This is a genomic window from Stenotrophomonas sp. TEPEL (assembly GCF_004348785.1).
Lineage (GTDB): Bacteria > Pseudomonadota > Gammaproteobacteria > Xanthomonadales > Xanthomonadaceae > Stenotrophomonas > Stenotrophomonas indicatrix.
The window spans coordinates 425,118-446,438 of record NZ_QQXJ01000001.1; the positions used below are offsets into that span (position 1 = coordinate 425,118).

18 protein-coding genes are annotated in these 21,321 nt (G+C 67.0%); 7 read left to right on the forward strand and 11 right to left on the reverse strand.

The window, feature by feature from the left end:
* Window positions 1–8: 8 nt before the first annotated feature.
* Window positions 9–410: a response regulator gene (locus TEP_RS01920; RefSeq protein ID WP_132823970.1), complete on the reverse strand. Its 402-nt coding sequence runs from the start codon at window positions 408–410 to the stop codon at window positions 9–11.
* 191 nt (window positions 411–601) lie between these two features.
* Between TEP_RS01920 and TEP_RS01925 the strand changes: the two genes are divergently transcribed.
* On the forward strand, window positions 602–1,198 hold the full coding sequence (locus TEP_RS01925) for an NAD(P)H-dependent oxidoreductase (protein WP_132823971.1): 597 nt from the start codon (window positions 602–604) through the stop codon (window positions 1,196–1,198).
* Between the two features lie 9 nt (window positions 1,199–1,207).
* Window positions 1,208–1,810 (forward strand): TetR/AcrR family transcriptional regulator, encoded by a 603-nt coding sequence (locus TEP_RS01930; protein ID WP_240790614.1) that lies wholly within the window; start codon window positions 1,208–1,210, stop codon window positions 1,808–1,810.
* 19 nt (window positions 1,811–1,829) lie between these two features.
* Here TEP_RS01930 and TEP_RS01935 read toward each other — a convergent pair whose 3' ends face one another.
* Together TEP_RS01935 and TEP_RS01940 are read right to left on the reverse strand one after the other, a co-directional pair.
* Entirely contained in the window at window positions 1,830–2,363 is a 534-nt protein-coding gene (locus TEP_RS01935; RefSeq protein WP_132823973.1) for a hypothetical protein, read from the reverse strand.
* A 70-nt stretch (window positions 2,364–2,433) separates the two neighbouring features.
* On the reverse strand, window positions 2,434–3,231 hold the full coding sequence (locus tag TEP_RS01940) for a serine hydrolase (RefSeq protein ID WP_132823974.1): 798 nt from the start codon (window positions 3,229–3,231) through the stop codon (window positions 2,434–2,436).
* Window positions 3,232–3,315: 84 nt separating this feature from the next.
* Here TEP_RS01940 and TEP_RS01945 point away from each other — a divergent pair, with 84 nt between their 5' ends.
* Both TEP_RS01945 and TEP_RS01955 read left to right on the forward strand, forming a co-directional pair.
* The gene (locus TEP_RS01945) at window positions 3,316–3,870 is read left to right on the forward strand and encodes a GIY-YIG nuclease family protein (RefSeq protein WP_132823976.1); all 555 of its coding nucleotides are present in this window, start codon (window positions 3,316–3,318) and stop codon (window positions 3,868–3,870) included.
* A gap of 243 nt (window positions 3,871–4,113) precedes the next feature.
* A complete protein-coding gene (locus TEP_RS01955) occupies window positions 4,114–5,016 on the forward strand; it encodes a LysR substrate-binding domain-containing protein (RefSeq protein ID WP_032976453.1) in 903 nt (300 codons plus the stop codon).
* Between the two features lie 36 nt (window positions 5,017–5,052).
* Here the strand turns inward: TEP_RS01955 and TEP_RS01960 are convergent, their stop codons facing one another.
* Window positions 5,053–5,751 carry a transporter substrate-binding domain-containing protein gene (locus TEP_RS01960; RefSeq protein WP_132823977.1) on the reverse strand — a complete coding sequence of 233 codons (699 nt, stop codon included), beginning with the start codon at window positions 5,749–5,751 and terminating at the stop codon, window positions 5,053–5,055.
* Between the two features lie 12 nt (window positions 5,752–5,763).
* Window positions 5,764–6,597, reverse strand: a complete 834-nt coding sequence (locus TEP_RS01965; protein ID WP_132823979.1) for an arylamine N-acetyltransferase — start codon at window positions 6,595–6,597, stop codon at window positions 5,764–5,766.
* Between the two features lie 202 nt (window positions 6,598–6,799).
* Here TEP_RS01965 and TEP_RS01970 point away from each other — a divergent pair, with 202 nt between their 5' ends.
* On the forward strand, window positions 6,800–9,337 hold the full coding sequence (locus tag TEP_RS01970; protein WP_132823980.1) for a methyl-accepting chemotaxis protein: 2,538 nt from the start codon (window positions 6,800–6,802) through the stop codon (window positions 9,335–9,337).
* Between the two features lie 88 nt (window positions 9,338–9,425).
* Here the strand turns inward: TEP_RS01970 and TEP_RS01975 are convergent, their stop codons facing one another.
* From TEP_RS01975 to TEP_RS01995, 5 genes are all read right to left on the reverse strand, one after another.
* Window positions 9,426–11,951: a sulfite reductase flavoprotein subunit alpha gene (locus TEP_RS01975; protein ID WP_132823982.1), complete on the reverse strand. Its 2,526-nt coding sequence runs from the start codon at window positions 11,949–11,951 to the stop codon at window positions 9,426–9,428.
* Window positions 11,952–12,668: 717 nt separating this feature from the next.
* Entirely contained in the window at window positions 12,669–13,226 is a 558-nt protein-coding gene (locus tag TEP_RS01980; RefSeq protein WP_132823983.1) for a TlpA disulfide reductase family protein, read from the reverse strand.
* The gene (locus tag TEP_RS01985; RefSeq protein ID WP_132823985.1) at window positions 13,223–15,613 is read right to left on the reverse strand and encodes a protein-disulfide reductase DsbD domain-containing protein; all 2,391 of its coding nucleotides are present in this window, start codon (window positions 15,611–15,613) and stop codon (window positions 13,223–13,225) included. The genes TEP_RS01980 and TEP_RS01985 overlap by 4 nt, the downstream gene beginning before the upstream one ends.
* A complete protein-coding gene (gene cutA, locus TEP_RS01990) occupies window positions 15,610–15,948 on the reverse strand; it encodes a divalent-cation tolerance protein CutA (protein ID WP_132823986.1) in 339 nt (112 codons plus the stop codon). The genes TEP_RS01985 and cutA overlap by 4 nt, the downstream gene beginning before the upstream one ends.
* A gap of 68 nt (window positions 15,949–16,016) precedes the next feature.
* Complete coding sequence (locus TEP_RS01995; protein WP_132823988.1) at window positions 16,017–17,807, reverse strand: endonuclease; 1,791 nt, start codon at window positions 17,805–17,807, stop codon at window positions 16,017–16,019.
* Window positions 17,808–18,159: 352 nt separating this feature from the next.
* Between TEP_RS01995 and TEP_RS02000 the strand changes: the two genes are divergently transcribed.
* Both TEP_RS02000 and groL read left to right on the forward strand, forming a co-directional pair.
* Window positions 18,160–18,447: a co-chaperone GroES gene (locus TEP_RS02000; RefSeq protein ID WP_025878649.1), complete on the forward strand. Its 288-nt coding sequence runs from the start codon at window positions 18,160–18,162 to the stop codon at window positions 18,445–18,447.
* A gap of 82 nt (window positions 18,448–18,529) precedes the next feature.
* Window positions 18,530–20,179: a chaperonin GroEL gene (gene groL / locus TEP_RS02005; RefSeq protein ID WP_049467197.1), complete on the forward strand. Its 1,650-nt coding sequence runs from the start codon at window positions 18,530–18,532 to the stop codon at window positions 20,177–20,179.
* Window positions 20,180–20,260: 81 nt separating this feature from the next.
* Here the strand turns inward: groL and TEP_RS02010 are convergent, their stop codons facing one another.
* On the reverse strand, window positions 20,261–21,229 hold the full coding sequence (locus TEP_RS02010; RefSeq protein ID WP_132823990.1) for an aspartyl protease family protein: 969 nt from the start codon (window positions 21,227–21,229) through the stop codon (window positions 20,261–20,263).
* Window positions 21,230–21,321: the final 92 nt, after the last annotated feature.

A 21,321-nucleotide genomic window follows, 5' to 3' on the forward strand; every position in this document is an offset into this window, starting at 1 on the left:
CGTGCAGGCTAGTGTGGCTGCGGCGGCGCGGTGGTCGTCCTGCCGAGCGCTTCGCGCACCGCGCGCTGCAGCCCCTGCACATGGAACGGTTTGGCCAGGAAGGGCGCGCGCCGATGCCGGACCGGCACCAGCTGGTCGTATACCGCTGAAGCGAAAAGGTAGGGGATACCCAGTTCGAGCAGCCGATCGGCCACAGGGAATACCACGCCATCACGAAGTTCCACGTCCAGCACGGCGCCATCGAAGTGGCCAGTGTCGAGCATGCCCAATGCCTCGAAGACGCTGTTGGCGTGGGCGATTTCGTTGCCTTCGTCGGTCAGGGCCTGTTCCATCAGATCTGCCAGATCGAGCTGGTCTTCCACAAGGAGCAGGCGGGGTAGTGGCGCGGGTCGTTCGTTGTTGCTCTGCATGGTGTGTTGTCGTGCGAATGCTGCGTTGGTCCGGCAAGCATCCGCTTACCGGCATCAAGGCCGTGGCAGCCCAGTGTGGCTGAGATGTGCACAACAGCGACCACAGCGCGCAACAGCATTCCACCGATGGTGCTGGTGCTGGCTGCAATCGTAGTTACCATTGGTAACTAGTGAACAGCAGAGCCCCCCTCATGCATACCCAGATTGTCGTTGCACATCCTGAACCGGCCTCGCTCACCCACGCGGTCGCTGCGCGGATCGGTGAGGCCATCGTCAACGCCGATGCCGGCAATACGGTCACCTCGGTGGATCTGATGGCCGAAGGCTTCGATCCACGTTTCAACGCGCAGGACCACGCGTTCTTCCGCAGAACCACAGCGCTGCCGGCCGATGTCGCCGCCGAGCACGCTCGGCTGGACGCGGCCGATGCGCTGGTGCTGGTCTACCCGCTCTACTGGTGGTCGTTCCCGGCGCTGCTGAAGGGCTGGATTGATCGCGTCTTCACCCAGGGCTGGGCCTATGACGAAGGTGCCGATGGCAAGGTGGAAAAGAAGCTGCAGCGGCTGCAGGTGCATCTGGTAGGTCTGGGCGGCGCCGGCCAGCAGATGATCGACCGGCGTGGCTATGGGGCGGCGATGAAGACCCAGATCGACCAGGGCATCTTCGATTACTGCGGAGCGCCGGTGCTGTCCTCCACGCTGCTGCTGGACGCCGACAGCGGCATGGCCGAGGCGCATCTGCAGACGGCAGTGGACATCGGACGTAAGATCGGAACCCCCGCGCCCTGACGACCTCCCTTGCCTTCCAGCCCTGCCGCGCCCGAGCCCCGTCGCCGCCTGACCCGTGAACAGCGCGCCCGCCAGCTGCTGGACGTGGCGTGGGCGCTGGTTGGCGAAGAGGGAACCGATGCGCTGACCCTGGCCCGCCTGGCCGAGGCGGCCGGTGTGACCAAGCCGCTGGCCTACGACCACTTCGAAACCCGCCACGGACTGCTGGCCGCGCTGTATGCCGACTATGACCAGAAGCAGACGGTGATCTTTGATGAGCGCATCGGCAGTGCGAAGGCCCGGTTGAAGGATCGCGCGCATGCCATCGCCTCGGGCTACATCGATTGCGTGCTGTCGCAGGGCAGCGAGATCCAGGACATTCTCGCCGCGCTGGCCGGATCACCGGAACTGCGTGCGGTACGTCGTTGCTATCAGCAGGATTTCATCGACAAGTGCGCGCGGTGGCTCGGCCCGTTCGCAGCGGGTGAAGCCGTGCCGGCTACCGGCCTGTGGGCCATTCTCGGTGCCGCCGAAACACTGTCTGAAGCGGTTGCGGCCGGTGCGGTGGAACACACGGCCGCCGAGGCCGAGCTGGAGCGCGTGATCGTCGCCATCGTCAAGCGTGGCAGCTGAATCGTGTGGGCGAAGCGGCCTAGAGTTGCTCGACGCTGACTGATGGCAGTGGCACGTCACGCGGCAGGTCCGGCAACAGCTGTCGCAGCAGCTCCGGCATCGCCTGCATCGCGGCACCATCGATGTAGCGCCACTGCGTACCCCCTGCCGGCCGGATGGCGACCATGAAGGTGAGGCTTTTCACCGTCTGTGCGTCGGTGGTGAATACCGTGGTCCGCGGCACGAAGCAGACTTCTTCGTCGCCGGCAGCATAGGTGCGGGTCGGTTCGCCGACATCATCGCTGATGACCTTCAGGCCCATGTCGCCGAGTGCCTTCATCGCATCGCGCGCGGCTTTCGCATACGCCGCGTCGCCGCCGGCAAAACGCTTCACGCTCGGATGCGTTCGCTCGATCATGGCATCGGTATCGCCACGCGCGAAGGTGGACAGCAGAGATCGCACATCCTGCTGCAGCGCCCCGGCCTCGGCAGGGCTGAGTTCGCCGGCATGGGTGATTGCAGCGGCGAACATGCAGGACAGCGCAAGCATCCAGCACAACAGGCGTCGATCCATCGGTGGGGGGTACTTCTTCGGGCGCTGGACTATAGAGCGCATTGCCCGTGGTGTCTGCCCAGCCTGCCGGTCACGCGGGTTGGGCGTCGGCCATACCGGCGCTGGCGAAGCCTGCATCAAGCTGCGCACGCACCTGCTCATCGCGCGACGCACGGGAATCAGCGCCCAGCACCACGTTGATGAGGCGCAGTGGCAGCGCGTGCCCAGCGCACCTGCGACGGGCGGTGGCCGCCAGGCAGAAGCCGGCCGCCTGGGTGTAACCGGTCTTCAAACCATCCACGCCGTCTTCGCCCAGCAGGGCGTTCTGGTTGGCCTTGTGCAGGGTGTGGTGCACGAAGCTGCGCTGTGCGGTGATCGCCAGCAGATCGGGGTGGCGGGCGAGCAGGTGCGCGGCCAGCATCGCCATGTCGCATGCAGTCGACAGATGGCCCGCAGTGGTGATTCCGGACACGGAAATGAAGTGCGTATCGTGCAGGTCCAGCGCTCGCGCGTGATCGTTCATGTGCTGCGCGAACGCCGCCTGTGATCCGGCCAGGTGACGGGCCAGGGCGAGCGCGGCATCGTTGCCGGAGACCACCATCAGGCCCTCCAGCAGTCTGCCGAGGGCGATGCTTTCGCCGGGCACCAGACCCATCCGTGTTTCATCGTCGGCTACCTCGTGCACATCGCGCGGATCGATGGTGATCGTGTCCGACCACGAGCCGCCCGACTGCGCGAGCAGGTCGTACGCGGTGTAGGCGGTCATCAGCTTGGTCAGCGAGGCCGGCGGTCGTCGCAGGTCCGCGTGCTGCTGCTGCAGGATGTCGAGCGAGACGGCATCGATCGTGATCGATGACACGGGCGGGCGAGGGGCGTGCGATGAAGGCATGGTCGCGCAAGCGTAGCTGGAAGTACGCATGCCGTGGGCATTGCCTGCACATACTGCGAATACCCGCCACGCGATCCTGTGGTCATGGATTCCGACATCCGCATCGATGGCCGCGTGTTCGCCTACGTCTTTCCCTGTGCCTGGGAGGACTACGCGAAGATCGGCTTCTCGCGCGATCCGCTGGGCCGGATCAGTGCGCTGCATCGGCGCTGGTTCGAGTTCTTCGATCTGGAAGCAGGCGCGCTGGTCGAGGCGGAATCAGAGCGGGATGCGCGTGACCTGGAACTGCAGTTGCGCCGGCCCTTCAAGCTGCATCGTGCGCCGGCACCGATGACGGTGCAGGACAAGGCCGGTGGGCACACCGAGTGGGTGCGCGGGGCCAACGCTGCATTGGCCGAGGCTGTGCAAGCGCTGGCGCAGCAGGGCTATCACACCTATCCGCTGCGGCTGTGGCTTCGCGCTGCGATGGTACAGCGCCTGGACCGGCTGCATGACTGGGCCGCAGTGCAGGTGCCGGAAGAGGAAAGCCTGCGTTCGCCCGTCGGCGTGGCCGCACTGCGCGACGCCATTGATGCGTATCGCGCGCTCGCTATCGATCCGCAGCCGTGGTTGCCCGAGCACCTGCAGCACGGGTGGTGACACTGCCCGGGGCGGCCGGGGTGTTGCCCGGACGGGGGGCCCGGCGTGCATCGGGCGCTGCGGGAACGGGGCTGGCCAGGCGCTGGGCCAGGGCAACGTTGGTCACATGACCCTGCAGGAACAACAGACCGCTGAAGATGTTCATGATCGTGCCTCCACTTGAGTGGAATGGACGATACGGGCAGCATGGCGGTGCAAAAAGCGACATTTCCGCAAGGTCGACTTGAGAGGAATTCAAGGCTTATGTCACGCCCACCGCTGCATGCCCTGCAGGGCTTCGTCGCTGCCGCACGCTTGGGTAACCTGTCCCGCGCCGCCGCGTCGATGAACCTGACGGTCAGTGCGCTCAGCCATCAGATGCGCCAGCTCGAGGAACGCCTGGGCCAGCCGCTGCTGATACGGCAGGCACGCGGTGTTGCCTTGACCCTGGAAGGGCAGCGCCTGCTGGATCAGATCGGCCCGCACCTGGATGCGATCAACGAAGCCTTCCAGCCCTACGCCGCGCGACCGGAGCATGTGCTCACCCTCAGCGCCGTGCCGTCGATGGCCAGCGCCTGGCTGGTGCCACGCCTGGGCAACTTCGTGGCGGCGCATCCGCAGATCGAAATCAATCTGCAGTCGAGCGAGCGGCTGATCGACTTCGATCGGCAACTGCAGTTCGATGCAGCACTGCGGCTGGGCAGCGGACAATGGCCGGGGCTGGTGGTGGAACCGTTGTTCGACGAATGGCTGCTGCCCATGGCCAGCCCGGCACTGATCGAGCGCATGGGTGGCATCGGCCACCTGCCGTTGGCACAGTGGCCGCTGCTGGGAGACCCCGACGGCGCGTGGGGCGCATGGTTCGCGCTGACCGGGCAGCGCCCGCCGGCGCGGTACGTGGCGGTGCTGGATGATTCCGAGGCCCATCATCGCGCCGCACTGGACGGCGTCGGTGTTGCGCTGGGACGAGTCACGCGGGCGCGGCTGCTGCTGGATTCTGGCCAGTTGGTTGCGTTGTCGGACCGGCGCCTGAAAACCGCATGGCCGCATTGGCTGGTGTATCCGCAGCGCTCGGTGCGGCACCGTGGTTTCCTGGCCTTCCGCGAATGGTTGCACGCCCAGGCGGCCGAGCATGTGCGGCACATGCAGGCCGCAGACGCGGGGTAGCGCCACGCGGGCAGGCGCGACGCCATGGAGTGCGCGTCACCGCAACAGCGTGACTGCCTGCCCGGCACGCGCGAAGGCCTCGCCCAGCAGCGGCCCGGCCTTGATCGCCTGCACTTCCGCGAACAGCGCCTGCAACGCCGTTGCGGGCCGTGCGATGGGCGCGGCAACCGCCTGCTGGATGACGGTGAAGCGATCGGCCAGCACGCGATGGCCGGGATGTGCCTGCGCCCAGGCCAGCAGGGGCTGGCGTACGCCGGCCGCTGCATCCAGGGTGATGGCCGCGGCCGAGGTGCCGGCACGTTCAATCGTCGCGTGCCGCAGCTCACGGCCGAGGAACAGATCGTAGGCGGCGCCGCGTCCCACCGCGATGCGCAGCCCGTTGCGATCAAGGTCTGCAACCCGTTGCGCTGGACTGTCATCGCGCACCAGATAGGTGCCTTCGATCTCCACATACGGCGTGCTGAAGGCAATGCGGTCGGCACGTGCCGGGTCCGCCGCCAGGAAGGCCAGATCCCATGCATCGTCGCTGGCCGCTGCAACCACCGATGCGGCCGCATCGTGGCAGCTGAAGCGTGCCTGCACACCCAGCCGCTGTGCCAGCGCGGTGGCCAGTTCCACCGACGGCCCACGTGGTGAAGTGGCGTCGCCCTGGGCCAGCACCGGGTTGCCCAGGTTGATGGCAACGCGCAGGAAGCCCAACGGGGCCAGGGAATGACGGTGATCGGCCAGGGACATGGGCGTTTCCGGCTACACGGACGTGGCCCGTGATCGCTGCAGCCAGTCGGCGATGGCCGGATCCAACCGCGGATCGTCGGGGAGGCGCATGCCGAAGCCCTGCTGCAGCACCTCGCGCACGTCCTGCACATCACGTAGCGGGCGCTTGGCCGGCGCCTGGCCCGGACGGTAGTCGGTGTAGTTGCCGCTGCCGATGGTGCGTCGCCAATCCGGCCCGGTCAGTGATGCACGCAGCTGGCCGGGAAAGCTCGACTGCGGATGCGTGCACACGTACCAGTTGCCTACCTCGTTGTCGATCGGCGCCGGTGATTGCAGGTCGAAGCGGTACAGCGCCCGCCAGTCATCCCCCGCCTCGGCGGCGAGCATGAAGTCGCCATCATCCAGCGTCCGCACGCGGTAACGCTCGTGCGGTGTGTCCTGCACTGCGGTCTCGTGCAGGCGCAGCGGTACGGTCGGGGTCAGGCTGCCGAAGCCGGTATCGACCAGCCAATCCTCTTCCTGCAGACGCACCCGCAGGAGCAGATGCGTACGCGCAGTCAGCTCGCCATCGGTGGCCGACAGCAGCACCCGTGCGCTCAGTGGCTGCGCATCGAAGCCCAAGGCCTGCAGCAGGGCCAGGAACGCGCCATTGAGTTCAAAGCAGTAACCGCCGCGCTGCGCATGCAGCAGCTTGTGCTGGACGCTGTCCAGGTCGATCGCCACCGCGTCGCGCAGCAGGCTGGTCAGGGTCTCGAACGGCAGCAGGGCGTTGTGGCGCTGCTGCAGCAGGGTCAGCCCGGCCAGGGTGAGCGGGGGCGGGGCATCCAGCTGCAGGCGCTGCAGGTAGCGGGGGGCGTCGATGGGCATGGCAGGCATCACGGGCAGGGGCCTCCACTGTGATACCGCAACCGGGGTTGAGGTCAAGCGCATCCCGCCGGTGTCATCCCCCGGTCGCCTGCGGCCGGTACAACAGCGACAACTGCCCGCCGCTCGTGGCAGGAATCAATCCGGGGCTAAAGTTCTGCTGCAACCGGTCGATACAGGTGCGTCCTTCCGCCTGGAGTCTGTCATGTCGGCCGTCGTTCCCCACCTTCGGTCCCTGCGTAGCCGCGTTGCCGGGTTGCGTTTCCGTTTCCCTGGCCTGCTGCGCTGGTTGCAGCCCCATCGGCTGAGCGTCGCCGACAAGCTCAAGGCGACCCTGCTGGTCTGCAGCCTGGGCCTGGTGGCGATCGCCGCCGTGCATGCCTGGACCAGCCATGCGAGCAGGCAGGCCGCGCGCGATCAGGCCAGCTACCAGCACGGCAGTGACCGCGTCGATTCGCTGGCAGCGCGGGTGGCCGAGGCCCGGCGCCTGCAGACCCAGTATGCGCGAAGTTTCGACGATGCCGACCGCAGCCAGTTGCTGGCCACGCAACGGATGTTGAAGCAGGATCTGCAGGCGTTGCGTGCAATGCCGATGGATGCGGGTCGGCGCAAGGCGTTGCAGGCGATGACTGAAGCCGTCGACGCATTCTCACAGGGCATCGCCGCGTTGTTCGAGCGGGTGGATGAGATGGGGCGCGGCGACGCAGGCCTGGCCGCGCAGCTGCAGCAGTCCGCCGACGCACTGCAGGCACAGGTGGACGCGCTGGAGCGCCCTGCGCTTTCCCTGCATGTGCAGCGGATGCGGCGGCAGGAAGCGCTGCTGCTGCTCGATGGCGACTCCACCCACGCCGATCGTGCCAGCGAAGAAAAGCTGCCTTTCGATCTGGCATTGGCGGGCCTGCCAGCCGAGGTGCAGGAACACATGCGCACGGGCATGGAGGCCTACCAGGCCGCGCTGCTGGGCTATACCGCCGCGCGTGTCGGCCTGGATGTGGAAGCACAGTCGCTGCTCGAGACGGCGGCAGCCGTGGGTCCGGCACTGGCCACATTCCAGCAGGCGCAGACTGCGGCACTGGCCCAGGCGCAGCTTCGTCAGCAGTCGGGCGCACGGATGGCCAGCGTGCTGTTCGTGGCCACCCTGCTGCTGGTGGCCGGTGTGCTGATCACCAGCCTGGTGCTGGTCGTCCGCGCGGTGCGTCGACCGATCCAGGACACCCTGCGTTTCGCTGGCGATATCGCCGATGATCGGCTCGACACCACGCTGCGCGTGCACAACGCCAACGATGAGATCGGCCAGCTTGCGCAGTGCCTGGTCGACATGCAGCAACGCCTGCGTGCGCGGATCGAAACCGAGCGCGCAGTTGCGCGCGGCAACACGCGCGTGCGGCAGGCGCTGGATAGTGCGCAGACCGGCTTGATGGTGGTCGACGCGGAAGGGCAGGTGGCCTACGCCAATCCAGCGCTGCTGCAGCTGCTGGATCTTCCCGCAGAGACGTTGCTTGGCAGCGACGCGGTCCGCCTGCACCCGGTACTGGCGGGGCTGATTGGAGTCCGTCAGCGCGAAGAGCGCGAGATCGGCCACGCCGGCACCCGCTACCAGCTGATCGCCAACGCCATCGTCGAGGACGACCACTTCCTCGGCGTGGCAGTCGAATGGCGCAGCCGCGCGCTGGAGACACTGCTGGAAACCGAAGTGGCGGCACTGGTCGACGCGGCGGCGCATGGCGAGCTGCAGGGGCGCATTGTACTGGAGGGAAAGCAGGGCTTCGTGCGCACGCTGTCGACCAGCATCAACCGACTGCTGTCCACCTTCGAGGCCAACCTCGGCGACCTGCAGGCGCTGCTGGCCGCACTGGCACGCGGCGACCTGAGCGTGCGCCTGGAAGGCGACCTGCAGGGCGTGTTCGCCCGCATGCGTGACGATGCCAACGCCACGGTCGCGCAGCTGGGCCACATCGTCACCCGCATCCAGCAGGCCACCGTCCGCCTGGATGTGGGGGTGGGCGAAATCGTCGCCGGCCATCACGATCTTTCCCAGCGCACGGAACAGCAGGCCGCCAACCTGGAAGAAACCGCTGCATCGATGCATGAACTGACCGATACCGTAGGCCGCAATGCCGATGCGACGGAGCGCGCCGATGGACTGGTACGTGAGGCCGCCCGGGTTGCCGAGCGCGGTGGCAGTGCGGTTGGCCAGGTGGTGGCCACCATGCAGGGCATCAGTGCGGCGTCGCGGCGCATCGGCGACATCATCCAGCTGATCGACGGCATCGCCTTCCAGACCAATATCCTGGCCCTCAACGCGGCAGTGGAGGCCGCGCGTGCAGGCGAGCAGGGCCGAAGCTTCGCGGTGGTGGCGGCCGAAGTGCGCTTGCTGGCCCAGCGCAGTGCCGATGCGGCCAAGCAGATCAAGGGGCTGATCGAGGATTCGGTGACGCGGGTCGACCAAGGCAGTACGCAGGCCGAGCAGGCAGGTACGACGATGGACGAGATCGTCAGCAGCGTGCAGCAGTTAGCCGGTCTGCTGGCCGGTATCCGCAGTGCCTCGCACGAACAGCATGCAGGCATTGCCCAGGTAAACCAGACCGTCGTACAGATGGAGGCCAGCACGCAGCGCAATGCGAGCCTGGTGGAAGAGGCCGGCGCGTCGACTGCGCAGATGCAGACCCAGGTGCGCGCGCTGGCCGAAGCGGTGGCCGCGTTCCGGCTGCAGCCCGAGCGCCGGGCACGGGCGGCGGCGTGATGGCCTGATCGCCTTCGCCCGGGCATGGCCCGGCGCTACCGTTGAAACCCATGACGGGTAGCGCCGGGGCCATGCCCGGCGAACGGATTCAATACACGTCGCGCCGGTAGCGCCCATTCTCCAGCAGCAGTTCCACCCTTTCATCGCCCAGTGCCTCGCGCAGCACCTGGTCCACGCCTTCGGCCATGCCGTGCAGCGATCCACATACATGGATCACTGCACCTCGTGCCAACCACGCCTGCAGTTCATCGGTCGCAGCGCGCAGTCGATGCTGTACGTAGCTGCCATCGTCCACATCACGCGAATAGGCCTGATCCAGACGCAGCAGATGCCCGTCATCCTGCCACTGGATGATCTCGTCGGCGAACAGGAAATCGTGCGCGCGCTGACGCTCGCCGAACAGCAGCCAGTGACCGTGCTCGCCCTGGTGCGCGGCTTCGCGCAGCAGGCTGCGCAGGCCGGCGATGCCCGTGCCGTTGCCGATCAGCAGCATCGGCGCGCCCGGCTGCCGATGGAAGCCCGGGTTGCGATGCACGCGGGCGGCTATCGCACCGTCCAGCGGCGCATGCAGGGCCAGCCAGCCCGAGCCCAGTCCTGCGCGGCCTGCTGCGTCGTGGACCAGGCGCACCACCAGCTCCACTTCGCCATCGGCGGCGCATGAGGCGATCGAGTACTCACGCCCAGGCAGTGACGGCAGGCCCGACAACCACAGGCCTGCATCCTGCACCTGCAACGCGCGGCCGGGTTCGGGCAGCACGCGTTCGCTGGCCAGTTCCAGCAGGGTCTTGGTAACGCCATCGATCAGCTGTGGCTGCTGGGGATCCAGGCCATGCGCGCGCAGTACCGCGCTGGCATGCATCGCGTCGTGGCGGGGCGCGATGTGCAGGATGTCGCCGGCCTGCCAATCGACATCGGCCGGCGGTGCCAGGCGGATCTTCCAGATCTGGCCGCCGACGCTGCCAGCGTTGAGCAGGGTGCGGCCGAGCAGGCGCCAGCCGTGCATCACTGTGGCGGCCGGCAACACGCTGTCATCGGTATCGATGCCAGTGAGTCCGGTCAGCTGCAGCTGCCACTGGCGCAGCGCCCCCACCGAAGCAGCATCGACGTCGATGCGGGCGAACAAGGGTTGCGCGCCCGAGCGCGTCAACCAGTCGTCGATCTGGATGCCGAACCCGCAGAACTGTGCGTACTGGTGATCACCCAGCGCGAGCATGCCGTAACGCAGCCCGGAAAGATCCGGACGCTGTGCCAGCAACTGGCGCGCGCTGCGCCGTGCGTTGTCCGGTGGTTCGCCATCACCGAAGGTGCTGAGTACGAACAGCGCTTGCGTGGTGGCCTGCAGCTGCGCGGCAGTCACGCGCGCAAGCGGCAGTACCTGCACCGCGTGGCCGGCGGCCTGTAGCTGCGCCGCCGCACGCCAGGCCAACTGTTCGGCCAGGCCGCTCTGGCTGGCATGCACCACCAGCCACGGCGTGCCCGCGGCATGGGGTGCTGCTGCCGGCACGGTCTGCCGCAGCGCGCGGGCGGCACGCTGGCCGCGGCGGCGGTCCAGGTACAACAGCCAGCCCGTAACGAAGAACAGGCACATGGCCAGGCTGCTGAGCATCACCACGATGCGCCCGGGCATGCCGAAGAAGCTGCCCGAGTGCAGGGCGAACATGCTGGTGGTGAGCTGGCCGCCGGCACCTTGGCGCGCGTAGGGGCGCGCGTCGAGGACCGCGCCGGTGGCCGGATCGAGCTGCAGCAGGTCATGTGCGCGGTCGTGATGGCCGCCCCGTTGTGCGGGATCTGCCGACATCACCCGTACGTTGAGCGCTTGACCGGGCTTCTCCGGCAGGCGCAGGTCGATGAAGCCCTGGCGCACGCCGGGCAGGGCATACAGCGTGGCCTCGACCTTGTGCAGATCCAGGGGCAGGTCCGTGGCGACCTTGTGCCTGGCGGGGGGCGCGACACCCAGCAGCTGGGTCAGCCCGTTGCGATACCAGTCGAACGACCACCACAACCCAGTCAGTGCGCTCATCAGGTAGATCAGCAGCACCCAGGTGCCGATCACCGAATGCAGGCTCCACAGGAAGCCCCGGCCCTTGCGCGCCCATTCCACCGCCAGCCAGCTGCGCCAGTGCCACCAGCGGCGTGGCCAGCGCAGGTACAGCCCGGACAGGGTGAAGAACAACAGTGCGATCGCACAGCTGCCGGTGATCCACGAGCCGCGTTCACCGGCGACCAGGTGGCGGTGCAGGTCCTCGACGAAATCGAAGAAGGCCTGTCCACGCAGTGAGCTGAAGCGCTCGCCGCTGTAGGGGTCGAAATACACCCAGTGGTCCTTGCCGCCGGCAAAGCGTGCCACCGACGGCCGCTGGCCGCTGGCATCCACCCGCAGGCGCTGCAGCGGCCGCTCGCTGCCTGCCTGCAGCAACGGCACCAGCTCGCTCAGGGCGAGCGGCTGCTGGTTGTCGGCATGGTGCTCGGCGATCTCGGCGAAGCCGGGATTGGCCGCGCGCAGCAGTTCATCCTCGAACGACAGGACGGCACCGCTCAGGCCCATCACGGCCAGGATGGCACCGGCGCTGATGCCCAGCAGCCAGTGCAGTTGGAACAGGACGTTCTTGAACATCGGGATCGAGGGCCGTCGAGGCTGCCGCCCGCATCCTGCGCAACAGCAAATGAGAATTAATCTCGTAATTCTCCGGGTCGCGGGCCGCTGCGGTCAAGGAGGGGGTGCCGGCAGGGCTGCGCCCTGCACCCGCCGAAGCGGTAGTGCCGGCCGCTGGCCGGCAACCTCAGCAGCAACAGCCGAATCAAAAGCGAGCTTCCTGAGGGTAGGCAGGGTGGGTCCGGTTGCGGGGGGGCGCTGCAAGTACGCCCATGTAAGCTCGGTCGCCGCATCCATGCGGCTCACGCCCCCGCCACCGGACCCACCCCGCCTTCGACAGTTGTCCGCGACCTGTCGGGACGGCGTTCTGTGATGCTCTGGTGGGTGTCGACCTTGGTCGACGTAGATCCACGCCACGCGTGGATGCTCTTCGTTCAATTGTCGAGATATTCGATTCCGATGAAGATTCATCCACGCACGAGGTGGATCCATCAGACACCGGAAATCTGTCAGAGGTGGGGCGGTGTCGGAGTGCGGGGTGTCCGCGGCATGGATGCCGCGGCCAAGCCTACAAGGACGTACTTGCGGCGTCCCCGCAGTCCGACACCGCCCCGCCATCCCACGCAATGCCGCTTTGGCCGTTGCTTCGGCTGTTGCTGTTGCTGTTGCCTGAATGCATCTGCATCTGCATCTACAGGTGCATCTACAGGTGCAGGTGCAGGGCGCAGCCCTGCCGACCTACTTCGCCCAGCCTTCGATTTCGCCATGCGCGAACGGTCCGAGCTTGGCCTTCACCATCCGTCCCTGCGCATCGAACAACACGCTGTAGGGCAGCAGACCCTGTGCGTTTCCCAACTGCACGCTGGCATCGCGTGGGCCAGGGGTATCGAGCACGATGGGGTAGCCCACCGGCACCCGCTGCAGGAAATCACGCACGCCGTCCGGCGTATCCAGTGCCAGGCCCAACACCTGCACGCCGTGTGCGCCCTGACCCTCGGCAAAGCGGGCCAGTTCGGGCATCTCTTCCACGCAGGGGCCGCACCAGCTGGCCCACACATTGATCAGCAATGGGTGGCCCTTGAAGCGTTCGCGGATATCCAGCGCGTGGCCTTCAGCGTCGGCAAGCACCAGCGCCGGCAGCGGATCACCGGGCCGCAGCATCGGCAGCGCCGGTGGCGATACGGCAGGCGCTGCAGCTTCCGTCGCCGGCTCCGGCGCCAACCGGTTGCCGGCCCACAGGCCAAGGCCGGCAGCCAGCACTGCTGTCCACAGCAGCGCTGGCCGTTGCCACTTCATCGCGCGGTGCGCAGCAGCGCTTCTTCCACCAGCGCCTGCGTCAGCAGGGTCGGCAGCACCGTCGGCGGGGCGCCGGGGCCGTACACCACGTACAGCGGCACGCCCACGGCCTTGTGCTCATCCAGGAACGCGGTGATCTGCGGGTCGACATTGGTGTAGTCGCCACGCATGTATACCGCGTTGGTGCGCTTGAGCAGTTCCTTGAACTCCGGGCGCGACAGCACCGCGCGTTCGTTGGCCTTGCAGCTCACGCACCAGTCGGCGGTCATGTTGACGAACACCACGCGGTTGTCGGCGCGCAGGCGGTCCAGCATCTGCGGCGAGTAATCCACCACGTTCTCGCTGCTCGCCTGTGCAGCACGCGCCGGCGGTGCCAGCTGGGTCACACCCCATACCGGCACCAGCGCGGCGATCACCAGCAGCACGCCCAGCAGCCCGGCCGCGCGCTGGCTGCGCCAGCGGCTGCGCTCGAACAGCCACAGGCCGCCGGTGAGCAGCAGCAGACCACCCAGCGCCAGCGCCATGCCGTCCACGCCGCGCTGCTTGCCCAGCACCCACAGCAGCCACAACGCAGCGGCGTACATCGGGAAGGCCAGCACGTGCTTGAGGGTTTCCATCCACGGGCCCGGCTTGGGCAGCCGACGGGCCAGCGCCGGCACGAAGCCGATCAGCAGGAACGGCAGGGCCAGGCCCAGGCCGAGGAACAGGAACACCAGCATCGCAGCCACTGGCGGTGCAACGAAGGCATAGGCCACCGCCGGGCCGAAGAACGGCCCCACGCAGGCACTGCCGACCACGCAGGCCAGCACGCCGGTGAAGAAATCGCCGGCCGGGCCACTGCGTCGCGCCAGCGACTGGCCGAAGTTGCCGATGCCGCCGCCCATGGTGAACACGCCGGACAGGCTCAGGCCCACCGCGAACATGACGTAGGCCAACGCCGCAACCACGCCGGGATGCTGCAGCTGGAAACCGATGCCGACCGCATTGCCGAGCATGCGCAGGCCGACCATCAGTGCGCCGATCACCGCAAAGGCGACCAGCACGCCCAGCGTGTACCACATGGCGTGGCTGCGGGCGCGCTCGGCGCTTTCACCGCTCTGCGCCAGGCTCAGCACTTTCAGCGACAGGATCGGCAGCACGCAGGGCATCAGATTCAGCACCAGGCCGCCGCCCAGTGCCAGCAGCAGTACCCACAGCAGCGAGCTGTCGGTTTTCGGTACGCGGCTCGGAGCCTTGGTACGCAGCGCATTGTCCTGCTGCGCGTCGGCGGCGAAGGCATCGCGTGGGCCATTGCCGGCGTCGGCACCAGCCGTGGCGGCCGGTGCGTCGTTGGGCACGGTCGGAAGCAGGCGCAGCGGTGTGCCGTTGGCGCCCTCGCGGGTGCCGGCAGTGGCCGAAGCCGGCAGCGAACGAATCACGTCGTCGCGTGCGGCAGGTGCATCACTGGTGGTGTTGGCCTTGCCGGCGGGGATCGACAACTTCACCCGGCGGGTCATCGGCGGGTAGCAGATGCCATCGGTCTGGCAACCCTGGAAGGTCACCACCAGCGTGCTGTCGACCGCCTCGGCGCGGCTGCGGCGCAGCGGCACCGGCACTTCCACCTGGTTGAAATAGACCGCCACATCCCCGAAGTGCTCGTCGCGGTGCGACTGCGCCGCCGGCCAACGCGGCTTGTCGGCCAATACCCCGGCGCTGCCTTCCAGCTTCAGCGAGGTGCGGTCGCGATACAGGTAATAGCCCGGTGCCGGGCTGAAGCGCAGCAGCAGGGTATTGCCATCGCTGGCGATGGCATCGAAGCCGAACGCCTGATCCGACGGCAGCGGCAGTGACTGGCTGTTGCTGGTGCCCGGAAGCCGCAAGCCTCCGCCACTGCCGGCGCCGGCCAGCGGGTTGTTGAACGCACTGGCACCGGTGGCGCGTGCGGTCGGCAGCGTGGCCGCCGCACCGCCTGCACCGGGCAGGGTCACCTGCACCACGCGCTTCTGCGGCGGGTAGCACACACCAGCATCGGCGCAGCCCTGGTAACGCACTTCCAGGCTGATGGTGCCGGCGGCATCGGTGGGCGCGCCGGGCAGGGTGGCCTGCAGGCGCTCGCGGTAGGTCTCCACCTCACCGAAGAAATCGTCGTGGTGCTTCTTGCCAGCTGGCATCTGCAGCGCAGCGGCATTGAACGCCGGATCGGCCTTCACCGTGGTGCGGTGGCGATACAGGTAGTAGCCCGGGGCGATCTTGAACTGCAGTTGGATCTGGCCACGCTCGGGCGCGCTGGCGGTCAGCGCGAACGCCTGGTCCACCGGCAGCAGATCCTTCTCATCCAGCGCGAAGGCCGGCAATGAAAGCCACAACAGAGCGCACAAGGCGGCGCCACGCGCAAACAGAGTCTTCAATCAGTGTCCTCCCGGGTCTGTGCCCGGATCCAGTCCAGATACGCCGGCAGGCCGGCCCGGGTTTCGACCGCGATGCACTCCGGGAGTTCATACGGATGCAGTTCGACGATCCGGGCGATGGCGTCATCGACGCGGCTTGCGGTGGTCTTCACCAGCAACTGCAGCTCGGCGTCGGTGGTGACCTCACCCTGCCAGCGGTAGGTCGACTGTGCGCCGTCCAGGCGGGTGACGCAGGCAGCCAGATGCCCGGCGACCAGCGCATGCGCGATGCGCTCGGCACTGGCCCGGTCCGGGCAGGTGGTCAACAGCAGCAGGACGGGATCGACGGTCGACATGACCGTCGAGTATAGGGCCGTCGCCGGGGCAGGGCCCGGCGACGGCAGTGCACGGCAGCGTTGCGCGGTCAGTTGGCCAGCTGGCAGGTGGCCGGCTTGGCCGAGGTGAACAGGGCCGGGGTGGCCCACTCGGGGTGGTCGATGAACGGGTTGCGGTTGCCCTGGAACGAGTAGATCACGTCATTACGCGCCTGCTCGGCGGCATCCGGCGGATCGGACAGGTGCCAGTCGATCAGGGTCGACAGCAGGCCCATGTAGGCCGGCGAGCTGCTGGTCTTGACGATCTTGCTGCGGTCGTCGGTCAGTTCCAGGTCCGGTTCGGACTGGCCGGTGGCCGCATCCTTGCCACCTTCATAGCGGATGGCCATGTACATCACCGCGCGTGCCATGTCGCCCTTGCGATGGCCCCACACCTCGAAGGTACCGGCATTGCCATCCGGTGTACGTACCCAGTTCGAATTGCCCGGGTAACCACCGCTGCCACCGCCGTGGCCGTTGTTGGCTTCGGTGGCACGCTCGCCGCAGTTGGCATCGCACTTGCCGAACGGCTTGTTGCCGCGGTCGGCATTCCACTGTGCGTCGGTCAGGTACAGCATGTGGGTATCGGTGTAGGGCGCGTACGGCAGGCCCTTGTCGCCGGTGGTGCTGGCAAAGCCCAGCGAGTTCGGCCAGGTGTGCTCGCGGTTGTACTTCAGGCCGCTGCCACTGCCTGCACGGTCGGTCACCTTGGCGAAGCTGTGGTTGCGATACGCATCGAGGATCCGGCCGCTGTTGTTCGGATCTTCGTCGGCGATTTCCAGGATGGTCCAGGTGCTGGTGCCGGTACCGCTGTACGGGTACGCGGTATGGCCCTTGATGGTGGCATGCAGCGAGCAGCGCAGCTGGCTGGGGCTGCTGGTGTTGACCTTCGAGTAGTAACCGGCCGGTCCGCCGGGATTGCCCGGGTCCGGATTGCCGGTGATGGTGGCCACGGTGAAGGCGATGCGGCTGTCGGCGGCCGGGTGTGCCCCCTGCGCATCGGTGATGCGTGCGGCACGGATGTCGAAGCGGCAGGCTTCACCGGCGACCAGCGCAGTGTTGGTCGACAGCTTCACGCTCTTGCCGCTGGCCGGCCAGGTCAGCGGCACGCTGCCCGACGTGCCGCAGGTCAGTGCGAAGGCGCCGCTGGCGAGGTTGACCGTCTCGCTGAACACCACCTCCAGGTCGGCGGCGGCAGGGAACGTACTGCTGCCCTGTGCCGGCGTGGTGGTGGACACCGACGGCGGCGTGTTCGGGCCCGGGGTGCCACCGCCACTGAAGGTCTGGTTGTTGTTGCAGCTGCCGAAGGTCTGCCTGGCCGATTCGGCCCAGGTGAAGTGCGCGTACTGGCTGCCGCTGCCGGTCAGCTGCAGCGAGGTGCCCGCCGCGGTGCTGTTGGTTTCGGCAACCGGAATGTTCTGGCTGGTCATGCCGGCGGCGGGGCCACCGGAAGCGGTGATCGCGCCCTCGTAGCTGAGGAACTGGACCACCTTGCCGCTGGCGTCGACCAGGGCGATGCCGTCGTTGGCACCGTTCTGCAGGCCGTTGCTGGGGTAGGTGACCACCGCCAGGGTGGCGCTGCCGCAGCTGGCCGCGGTTCCGGCCGGCACCGCGTTGTTGGCGTAGACCGTGGCGGACGACGGATTGCTGCCGTTGTAGAGGTACAGGCGGTAGCCGGACAGATCTTCGCCGGCAGTGGCGACCACTTCGATGGCTTCGCCGACGTCACCGGCAGCGGTGCTGTCGTCGTAGTGCAGTTCGTTGATGAAGACCTCGGCCTGGGCCGGCGCGGCAGCCAGTGCCAGCAGGCAGGCGGCGGCGAGCGGGGACAGCAATCGCATCGACTACTCCTTGTGATTGGGAATGCCGGGCCACCCTAAAGCCGATCCGGTGACACTTTGTCGTAAATGAACGCCAGATATCTGACAGTGCGACGGCGGTCACCAAATGGTGGCCAATTCCCCCTTGGCTTGCCGCGACGCATCCCTATAAAGGCGTCCGCGCAGGAATGGAGCGCCGCCGGGCCGCCGGGAAAAATTTCGGGGGCGGGCCTTGAAAGGCCTCCGGAGGTCTCCATCTCTGTCGTGCTCCCGACCTGTCGGGCTTTTTCACGCGCGTTGCTGGCAGTCGCCTGGTGCGAGTGCTAACATCGCCGGACTTTTTCAGACCAATCAATAACTTAAGAGGTCCCACATGAGCATCAAGCCGCTGCACGACCGCGTTGTGGTCAAGCCGATCGAAGCCGACGAAGTTTCCGCCGGTGGCATCCTGATCCCGGACTCCGCCAAGGAAAAGTCCACCAAGGGTGAAGTCGTGGCCGTGGGCCCGGGCAAGCCGCTGGACAACGGCAACGTGCGCGCTCCGTCGCTGAAGGTCGGTGACAAGGTCATCTACGGCCAGTACGCCGGCAGCTCGTACAAGAGCGAAGGCGTCGAGTACAAGGTCCTGCGCGAAGACGACGTGCTCGCCGTCATCGGCTGAGCGTCGGCGCGACCTGCTTCATCCCCTGATTCCAACACCCAGCCGCCGGGCATGGCCCGGCGCTACCAATGAGGTAAACGCAATGGCTGCCAAGGATATTCGTTTCGGTGAAGACGCCCGTTCGCGCATGGTGCGCGGCGTCAACGTTCTCGCCAATGCCGTCAAGGCCACCCTGGGCCCGAAGGGCCGCAACGTCGTGCTCGAGAAGAGCTTCGGCGCCCCGACCATCACCAAGGACGGCGTGTCCGTCGCCAAGGAAATCGAACTGGCTGACAAGTTCGAGAACATGGGCGCGCAGATGGTGAAGGAAGTCGCCTCGCGTACCAACGACGACGCCGGCGACGGCACCACCACCGCCACCGTGCTGGCCCAGGCCCTGATCCGCGAAGGCGCCAAGGCCGTTGCTGCCGGCATGAACCCGATGGACCTCAAGCGCGGTATCGACAAGGCCGTCGTGGCTGCCGTCGCCGAGCTGAAGAACATCTCCAAGCCGACCGCTGACGACAAGGCCATTGCCCAGGTCGGCACGATCTCGGCCAACTCGGACGAGTCGATCGGCCAGATCATCGCCAACGCGATGAAGGAAGTCGGCAAGGAAGGCGTGATCACCGTTGAAGAAGGCTCGGGCCTGGACAACGAGCTGGACGTGGTCAAGGGCATGCAGTTCGACCGCGGCTACCTGTCCCCGTACTTCATCAACAACCAGCAGTCGCAGACCGCTGACCTGGATGACCCGTACATCCTGCTGCACGACAAGAAGATCTCCAACGTCCGTGACCTGCTGCCGGTGCTGGAAGGCGTCGCCAAGGCCGGCAAGCCGCTGCTGATCGTTGCCGAGGAAGTCGAAGGCGAAGCGCTGGCGACCCTGGTGGTCAACACCATCCGCGGCATCGTCAAGGTCGTGGCCGTCAAGGCGCCGGGCTTCGGCGACCGTCGCAAGGCGATGCTGGAAGACATGGCCGTGCTGACCGGCGGTACCGTGATCTCCGAGGAAGTCGGCCTGTCGCTGGAAAAGGCCACCATCAAGGACCTGGGTCGCGCCAAGAAGGTGCAGGTCTCCAAGGAAAACACCACCATCATCGATGGCGTGGGTGACAAGGCTGCGGTCGATTCGCGCGTTGCGCAGATCAAGACCCAGATCGAAGACACCTCCTCGGACTACGACCGCGAGAAGCTGCAGGAGCGCGTGGCCAAGCTGGCCGGTGGCGTTGCCGTGATCAAGGTCGGCGCGTCGACCGAAATCGAAATGAAGGAAAAGAAGGATCGCGTCGACGACGCCCTGCACGCCACCCGTGCAGCCGTTGAAGAAGGCGTGGTCCCGGGCGGCGGTGTTGCCCTGGTCCGTGCGGTCTCCGCACTGGCTGGCCTGAAGGGTGGCAACGAAGACCAGAACCACGGCATCCAGATCGCCCTGCGCGCGATGGAAGCCCCGCTGCGCGAAATCGTTGCCAACGCCGGTGAAGAGCCGTCGGTCATCGTCAACAAGGTCAAGGAAGGCACCGGCAGCTTCGGCTACAACGCCGCTACCGGCGAGTTCGGCGACATGCTGCAGTTCGGCATCCTGGACCCGACCAAGGTGACCCGTTCGGCGCTGCAGAACGCAGCCTCGATCGCTGGCCTGATGATCACCACCGAAGCCATGGTTGCCGACGCTCCGAAGAAGGACGAGCCGGCCATGGGTGGCGCCGGTGGTATGGGCGGCATGGGTGGCATGGGCGGCATGGACTTCTAAGTCCCGCTGCACTGCTGTACTGCTGTAACAAAAAACCCCGCCGCAAGGCGGGGTTTTTTGTGCGCATGATCCGCAGCACAGCTAGCCAGCGGCGGCCGGCGCGACGTTTACCTGCGGCTGTGCACTGCGGCGCAGGCAGATCCACTCGGCGCCACTGCCTATCTGTACGCGGCTGTCGATCATCGCATCTGCGCCCAGGATCAACGCGGGGCGTTCTTTCAGTCCCAGCGAGGCAAACACCGGCAGTTCACTGATGCGCACTTCCAGCGTCGGGTGTTGCCAACGGCCCATGCGCAACCCCGGCAGCGGCGCCAGCCAGGTCTCCATCACCCGTTCGCCCAGTCCCTGCGTCCCCTTGGCACGCACCATCACCCGTGCATCGCTGCCGTCAGTGCGCAGGCCCAGCGCGGCGGCGGCCGCTCTGTTCAGCACTGTCTGTGCCGCGCCGGTGTCGACAACGGCGATCACCTCCACGTCGGTGCCGGGCACCTGCATCTGCACGAAGCCGAAGCGCTGCATGCTGGCGTCACGCCCGGGCAAGGCATTGCGCAGGCAGGCGTCATCATGCACAAGTGACCCGGCTGCCTGCAGCAGCACCTGCTGCGCAGCGATGTCATAGGTCGTGTCGAAGCGACTGGTGACATCGTTGCCGAGAATGCCGTCGATGCGGCGGCCGGCACCGCCGGCAAGCCGGCTCAGATCGGTCTGCAGCATCGCAGCCTCGAAGGCGAAGGTGCCCAGGTGCCAGCTCGCGTTACGGGTACGCCGCAGCACCGTGCTGCTGTCGGTAGCGCCTTCCACGCGTGTCTCGGCACTGGCCGTATCCTCCAGCCCCCGACGGCGTGCCGTGGCCTCATCCACCACAGTGGCCCCGGCGGCGCTGTCGATCACGAAGTGCAGCGGCTCGACGCTGTCGCCCAGCTGCAGCGCCACGGTGGGATGCCCGCCCTGCATCCACATCGGCAGTACGTGGGTTTGCGGGTCGGCCGGGGCGGCCATCAGCGGCGGCGCAGTCATGCAGGCAAACGCCAGCAGGGTACGGATACGCATCGTGTAGATCTCCATTAGGGAGGCCATTTCAGCCCATCGGCGTATCCGGCAGATGTCCGCACCGGCATCGCCCGATACAGTCCTGATACAAA

Excerpts from the sequence above, each read along its gene's own strand:
- TEP_RS01965 (WP_132823979.1), bottom strand. The coding sequence starts at position 6,597 with ATGCCCATCGACGCCCCCCGCTACCTGCAGCGCCTGCAGCTGGATGCC.
- TEP_RS01940 (WP_132823974.1), bottom strand. The coding sequence starts at position 3,231 with ATGCCTTCATCGCACGCCCCTCGCCCGCCCGTGTCATCGATCACGATC.
- TEP_RS01920 (WP_132823970.1), bottom strand. The coding sequence starts at position 410 with ATGCAGAGCAACAACGAACGACCCGCGCCACTACCCCGCCTGCTCCTT.
- TEP_RS01975 (WP_132823982.1), bottom strand. The coding sequence starts at position 11,951 with ATGTTCAAGAACGTCCTGTTCCAACTGCACTGGCTGCTGGGCATCAGC.
- TEP_RS02010 (WP_132823990.1), bottom strand. The coding sequence starts at position 21,229 with ATGCGTATCCGTACCCTGCTGGCGTTTGCCTGCATGACTGCGCCGCCG.
- TEP_RS02000 (WP_025878649.1), top strand. The coding sequence starts at position 18,160 with ATGAGCATCAAGCCGCTGCACGACCGCGTTGTGGTCAAGCCGATCGAA.
- TEP_RS01955 (WP_032976453.1), top strand. The coding sequence starts at position 4,114 with ATGTCACGCCCACCGCTGCATGCCCTGCAGGGCTTCGTCGCTGCCGCA.
- TEP_RS01945 (WP_132823976.1), top strand. The coding sequence starts at position 3,316 with ATGGATTCCGACATCCGCATCGATGGCCGCGTGTTCGCCTACGTCTTT.
- TEP_RS01935 (WP_132823973.1), bottom strand. The coding sequence starts at position 2,363 with ATGGATCGACGCCTGTTGTGCTGGATGCTTGCGCTGTCCTGCATGTTC.
- TEP_RS01970 (WP_132823980.1), top strand. The coding sequence starts at position 6,800 with ATGTCGGCCGTCGTTCCCCACCTTCGGTCCCTGCGTAGCCGCGTTGCC.
- groL (WP_049467197.1), top strand. The coding sequence starts at position 18,530 with ATGGCTGCCAAGGATATTCGTTTCGGTGAAGACGCCCGTTCGCGCATG.
- TEP_RS01925 (WP_132823971.1), top strand. The coding sequence starts at position 602 with ATGCATACCCAGATTGTCGTTGCACATCCTGAACCGGCCTCGCTCACC.
- cutA (WP_132823986.1), bottom strand. The coding sequence starts at position 15,948 with ATGTCGACCGTCGATCCCGTCCTGCTGCTGTTGACCACCTGCCCGGAC.
- TEP_RS01995 (WP_132823988.1), bottom strand. The coding sequence starts at position 17,807 with ATGCGATTGCTGTCCCCGCTCGCCGCCGCCTGCCTGCTGGCACTGGCT.
- TEP_RS01960 (WP_132823977.1), bottom strand. The coding sequence starts at position 5,751 with ATGTCCCTGGCCGATCACCGTCATTCCCTGGCCCCGTTGGGCTTCCTG.
- TEP_RS01980 (WP_132823983.1), bottom strand. The coding sequence starts at position 13,226 with ATGAAGTGGCAACGGCCAGCGCTGCTGTGGACAGCAGTGCTGGCTGCC.